A 5,814-nucleotide genomic window follows, 5' to 3' on the forward strand; every position below is an offset into this window, starting at 1 on the left:
GTGCCGATCCGCACCACGTGCGTGTCGATCGCCGCGGCCAGGCCGTGCCGTTCGGCGATGCCCAGGAACTCCTCCGGTGCCACGAGGTGGTCGCCCTGGCGCATGCGCAGCAGCAGCTCGCAGCCGGTGATCTGCCCGGACTTCAGGTCGAGGATCGGCTGGGTGAGCAGCGTGAACAGTCCTTCGTCGAGGGCCCGGTGGATCTGATCGGTCCAGTGGAACCGGGCGCGGGACTGGGCGGCGGCGACTCCCTGGGGTTCGAACACGACCAGCCCGTCGCGGCCGCGGTCCTTGGCTGCGTACATGGTGAGGTCGGCGTTGCTGATCACCTCGTCGGCGGTGCGACCCCCGGTGCCGTCGAGCATGACCAGCCCGGCGCTGGCCGTGGTGCGAACCCGCTGCCCGGCCAGGTCGAACCGGACGTCCCGGACAGCGTCGAGCACCTGCAGGGCGGCGGTGGTCGCGGCGGAGACGTCGACCGCCCAAAGCAGGATGGCGAACTCGTCCCCGCCGAGGCGGGCGATCACGTCGCTCTGGCGGACCCGGCTGCGGAACACGTCGGCGATCGCGCACAGCAGGCCGTCGCCGGTGGGGTGGCCGAAGGTGTCGTTGATGTCCTTGAAGTTGTCCAGGTCGAGCAGCAGCAGGGCCCCGTTGACCTTGGCCCGGGTGGCCAGGGTGAGGTAGTGCTCGAGGTCTTCGCGGAAGCGTCGGCGGTTCGCGAGCCCGGTCAGCGGGTCGTGGTCGGCCAGGTAGACCAGCCCGCTCTCGTAACCCTTGCGGTCGGTGATGTCCTCCACGTGCAGCACGGCCTGGGTCCCGGTCCCCGCCGCCCCGATCCGCGCGGCACTGATTGAGACCCAACGGCGGGCGCCGTCGGCCCTGATCAGCCTGAGCTCGGATCGGTGCTCGTCGAGGCGGCCGGCCACCACGTCCGTCAGCGGGTCGGCCCCGGCCTGCGCGTCACGGGGGTCCATCAGCGTGTCCAGCCGCATGGACGTGAGCTGACCGACGTCGTACCCGGTGATCTCGCCGAGTGCCCGGTTCGCGCTCAGGATCGTCCGGTCAAGACCGATCACCGCCATTCCGACCGGGGCGTACTCGAAGGCCGCCACGAACTGGGCGGTGGACTGAGCGAGGGCTACTTCGGCCCGCCGCAGGCTCGTCACGTCCTGCATCGTCCCGCGAACCCCGGTCACCTCGCCCGCGTCGTCACGCATCGCCTCCCCGCGGGTCAGTACCTGCCGGACGGTGCCGACGGGGAGCAGCAGCCGCTGGGAGAGCTCGAACGATCCGCCGTCGCGCGCGACGGCATGCAGCCGCGTCATCAGCTCCATCGCGTCCTCGGGAGGTGAGCGCACCGCGAGCACGTCGGGCCAGGCCAACGCGTCGTCCGTCACCTCGATGTCGAAGATCGCGCACATCTCCGGGGACCACTGGACGCGCCCCGATCGCCGGTCCCAGAGCCAGCTGCCCAGGTGCGCCACCCGCTGCGCCTCCTCGAGGTCGGTCTTGGCCAGGCTCAGCTTGGTGTTCGCGTCGGCCAGCTGCTGTTCCACCCGCTTTCGGTGCGTCAGGTCGGCGATGACCAGGCAGCGCACGACGACGCCGTCGAGGTCGAGTCCGGAGACCGAGGCGAGCACCGGCGACGTCGAGCCGTCGTCGGCGGTGAGATCCAGCTCGGCGTAGGTGGTCGCGCCAGGGGGTGCGGCGAAGAGGCTGGGCAGGACGAAAGGATCACCGACCTGCAGCACGTCGGCGAGGTCCCGGCCGATCAGCGAGCGGCGGTCACGCCGCAGGAGGTCGGCGAAGCGCTGGTTGGCGTACAGCAGGATCCCGCGCTCCGAGATCGTCGCGGCACCCTCGCCCATCTCCTCGACGATCACCCGGTACGGGCGGTCGGCGCTGGTCAGGGTGTACAACATGTCGCCCTGCGGGCTCGGGATCATCACCGCGTCGACGCCGCCGGTGCGGATGGCGTCCAGCGCGGCGCGCAGGTCCTCGATCTCGTTCCGCAGGGTTGTCTCGGAGTCACCGGTCAGCGGCTCGTCGTCAGGCTCCGGCGTCACGGCTGCCGCCCCTCGGGGCTACCGGGTGGTCGTGGCGGCAGGCCGAGGCCGACCCGGACCCGGGCCGTGTCCGTCAGGTCCCCGACGAACTTGCGCAGCGGCTTCGGCAGGCGCCTGACGAGCGTCGGGACCGCGACGATCTGGTCGCGCACCACCAGCGCCGGCTCGTCATGGACGTCCACGATCTGCAGGTCCACCTGGTCGACGAGTTCCTCGTCACAGATCCGCCTGATCGCCTCCACCGCGCCCGACGAGAGCACCGACGCGCCACTCACGTAGAGCGTCAGGTACCACCGGATCGGCGAGGCCTCGGCGGTCATCATTCGGGTCCCCTTTCTGGGCGCCGCTGAAGTCCGACCAGGACCTGCTTTGCGTCGGACAGGTACTCCTCGCACACCCGGCGCAGGTTCTCGATCGCCTGGACCGAGTTCGGGCTGTGCCCGGCCACGTACGGCCGAAGCTCGTAGGGCAGCTGGCTGGCCTCGTCGGCCCGGTCCGGGTGTCCCGTGTTGTCCGGCTCGTGTGCACTCATCGTCGGGTCCTCTGGTCCGGCGGGGTCATCGCGAGGTCCCCGTGGGCACCGGTCCGTTCGAGCCGCTCGGTACCGCGGATGTCCTGCCGGCGCGACTCCTCGGCGATCTGCCGGTCCAGCTTGGTCCTCGCGGCGGCGAGCTCGTCCCGCAGCGCGGCGACCTGGGCCTCCACCTCGCCGGACCGCCGGGCGAGGGCCCGCCGTCGCCGCGCGATGTCTTCGTGACGGTTGGCGATGCGGCTGCGCTCCTCGGCAAGCAGGGCGAGCCGTGCCGAACCGGTCGCTACCCCCTGCGGCCCGACGTACACGTCGAGCAGGTCGGCTCCGTGGTCGGTGAGCACGAACTCGCGCACCTGGTTGGAGTGCGCGGTCCCGCGGCTCTTGTTCACGAACAGCAGCCGGTTGCGCTCGCCGTCGCTCTCCACGTTCCGGACCACCAGCCAGGTGTCGATGAGCGAGGACAGCGCCACGACGTTCTCCGGGGACTCGGTCTCGCGGGTCAGGGTGGTGATCACCCCGGTGGCGCCGCGGTTCCTGATCAGGTCCAGCTCGCGCGTCACGGCCGAGGACACCTCTCGTGCCGAGCCGACGCGGCTGAAGCTGATGATCGCGTCGAGCGCGACGACGGCAGGATTCGCGTTGTCGAGCAGTTGCTCGAGGTCCCCGAGGTGCGACTCCAGCCCGCTCGACGTCACCCGCTGGGACCACATCCGCAGCAGTCCCGCCTCGACCCACCGGCCCAGGTCGATGCCGACCGAGCCCATGTTGCGGATGAGCTGTTCCGGGGACTCCTCGAAGGAGAGGAACAGGGCTCGTTCCCCGCGCGCGCAGGCCGCTTCGACGAACTTCGCGGCGATCGTCGTCTTCCCGGTGCCGGCGGCGCCGCTGACCATCACAGTCGTCCCGCGGTAGACGCCGCCACCGAGCAGGTCGTCGAGCTGCGCCAGGCCGGTCGAGATCCGCTCGGTCGACGTCGGGTGGTCGAGGTGGACGGAGGTGATCGGCAGCACGGTGAGGCCGTGGTTTGTGATCAGGAACGGGTACTCGTTGGTGCCGTGCTCGGACCCCCGGTACTTCGCGACCCGCAGCCGGCGGGTGGAGATGTCGTCGACGACCCGGTGGTCCAGGACGACGACGCAGTCCGAGACGTACTCCTCGATGCCGAAGCGGGTCAGCTGACCCTCCCGGCCGCGCTCACCGGTGATGACCGCGGTCAGGCCGCGGTCCTTCAACCACCGGAAAAGCCGTCCGAGCTCGCCGCGGACGATGGCGTCGTCTCCCAGCGCACCGAACAGCACCTCGATCGTGTCCAGCACGACCCGCTTCGCATCCACCGCCGCAACCGCGGCGGTGAGCCGGACGAGCAGCCCCTCGAGATCGAACTCACCCGTCGAGACGACCTCCGCCGGATTGACGTCGATCGCATCGATGACCAGCAGCCCGTCGCGCTCGAGCTGCGGCAGGTCGAACCCGAACGACGCCACGTTCTGCGTCAGCTCGGCGGCCGACTCCTCGAACGTCAGCAGCACCCCGGGCTCACCGAACTCGCGGGCCCCGCGAACCAGGAACTCGAGCGCGAACACGGTCTTGCCGGAACCCGTCGCGCCTGTCACCAACGTCGGCCGGCCACGTGGCAGGCCACCCGCTGTGAGCTCGTCGAAGCCGCGGATGCCCGTCGGCGCCTTCGCCAACCGTCCGTCGGGCCGGGCGTGGACCTCGGAGCCTGTCGAACTGGACATGACGCCTCCTTGATCGGAGCTCACGAGTCGCTTGTTGTCGTTTCCTCACCGGGTCGGGGGGTCCAAGGGCTGCGGCGGATCCCGGGATATCTATGTTCCTCCTATGCGCCCGGTATCGGAATATGCACGAAACCTTCGCTCGACGCCCGGCCCGTTGCTACGAGAGCGCGTGCTGCAGGTCGACGGTGCGCGGTGTGGAGGGACGCGCGAGTTACTGGTGGGACGGATGTGCCTCCTGAGATGTTCCAGGTGTCACTTGTGCCCCATCTGTCACACGCGCGTTCCTCCACACCGCCCTAAAGACAAGGGCGATTTGATCGTGTTTGACCCTGTTTCGAGGTGTGTGGTCTCGGTTCGGTAACGATCCGCTCGATGGTTCGGGTGGCCGCTCGGGCGGCGCGCCGGTGCGCTGTGAGATGCCCGGAATAGGGCGAAGCTCCTGGTAGGACGTGGATTGTCGAGAAACACATCCGCCACCAGGAGCTCCGTTGCCTCAGTTTGCCATGCCCGCCTGCGCGCCGCAGGAAACTTCGGAGTCGTTGCGTGAGGTGGTCCTGGCCGGCCCGGCCTCTCCGATCGTTCCGGCTGAGCATGGCGCGAGTAGCGCGTTGGCGGTCGTTGCGTGCCCGCGCCGGGTGGCCTCCGCGTTGCAGGGCGCGGGGCATGTCGATGCGCGTCGGCGGGTGCTGACCGGGGCGGTGACCACGGCCCTGATCCTTGGCCTGTGCTTGTTTACCGGGCACGGCTACCCGGGTGTGCTGGCCCGGTTGTGGCCGCTGCTCGGCGCGTTCAACCCGTCGATCTGGATGCGGGCCACGGTGAGCGGACCGGCATTGTCGCAGGCCAGAGCCCGATTGCCGGTCGCCGTGCTGCGCGGGTTGTTCGAGGCCCTGGCCGGGGCGGCCGCAGTGGAGGTCGCCGGATTGAGGGTCTTCGGGCTCGTCGTGACGGCCGTGGACGGCACGGTCGTGGACCTGGCGGACACCGCCGAGATCCGCGAACGCTACGCGACGCCGCGTGGTGGCCGGTTTCCCCAGGCCCGGATCGTCACCCTCGTGGTGTGCGGGACCAGGCGGGTGCTCGGCGCGGTCGTCGACTCGTGCGCACGCAGTGAACAGGCGCTGTGGGACGAGCTGGTCAACCTCCTGGCCCCGGGCACGCTGAACCTCAGCGATAGAAATTTCTTCTCCATGCACCGGTGGCGGACCGCGGCGGGCACTGGGGCGCACCTGATCTGGCGGGTCAAGAACGGTGCGAAGTCCCTGCCCGCGAAGGTCATCTCCACGTTGGATGACGGCTCCCACCTCGTGCGCTTACGTGAGTCCGACTCGATGCTCACCGCACGCCGCAAAGCCAGCGGCGAGAAGAAGGCCACCCGCCTGGCCGACATCACCGCCCGCCTGGTCGAGTTCACCGTCACCACGACCGACGAAGCAGGGCGATCGCGAACCACCCGGTTCCGGGTCCTGACCAC

General features: G+C 69.8%; 5 protein-coding genes. 1 reads left to right on the forward strand and 4 read right to left on the reverse strand.

Features of this window, described 5'->3' with window-relative positions; translation table 11 throughout:
• The 4 genes from VIM26_RS03495 to kaiC all read right to left on the reverse strand — a co-directional run.
• Window positions 1–2,069 (reverse strand): diguanylate cyclase domain-containing protein (locus tag VIM26_RS03495; protein ID WP_331948945.1); only part of this gene is annotated, 2,069 nt, incomplete at its 3' end.
• Entirely contained in the window at window positions 2,066–2,392 is a 327-nt protein-coding gene (locus VIM26_RS03500; protein WP_331948946.1) for a circadian clock KaiB family protein, read from the reverse strand. The genes VIM26_RS03495 and VIM26_RS03500, both read right to left, overlap by 4 nt.
• The gene (locus VIM26_RS03505; RefSeq protein ID WP_331948947.1) at window positions 2,389–2,601 is read right to left on the reverse strand and encodes a hypothetical protein; all 213 of its coding nucleotides are present in this window, start codon (window positions 2,599–2,601) and stop codon (window positions 2,389–2,391) included. The genes VIM26_RS03500 and VIM26_RS03505 overlap by 4 nt, the downstream gene beginning before the upstream one ends.
• Window positions 2,598–4,340 (reverse strand): circadian clock protein KaiC, encoded by a 1,743-nt coding sequence (gene kaiC / locus VIM26_RS03510; protein WP_331948948.1) that lies wholly within the window; start codon window positions 4,338–4,340, stop codon window positions 2,598–2,600. The genes VIM26_RS03505 and kaiC overlap by 4 nt, the downstream gene beginning before the upstream one ends.
• 635 nt (window positions 4,341–4,975) lie before the next feature.
• Here kaiC and VIM26_RS03515 point away from each other — a divergent pair.
• A partial coding sequence (locus VIM26_RS03515; RefSeq protein WP_331948949.1) for a transposase domain-containing protein occupies window positions 4,976–5,814 on the forward strand: 839 nt, incomplete at its 3' end.

The organism is Pengzhenrongella sp. (assembly GCF_036565025.1).
In the GTDB taxonomy this organism is placed as follows: domain Bacteria; phylum Actinomycetota; class Actinomycetes; order Actinomycetales; family Cellulomonadaceae; genus Pengzhenrongella.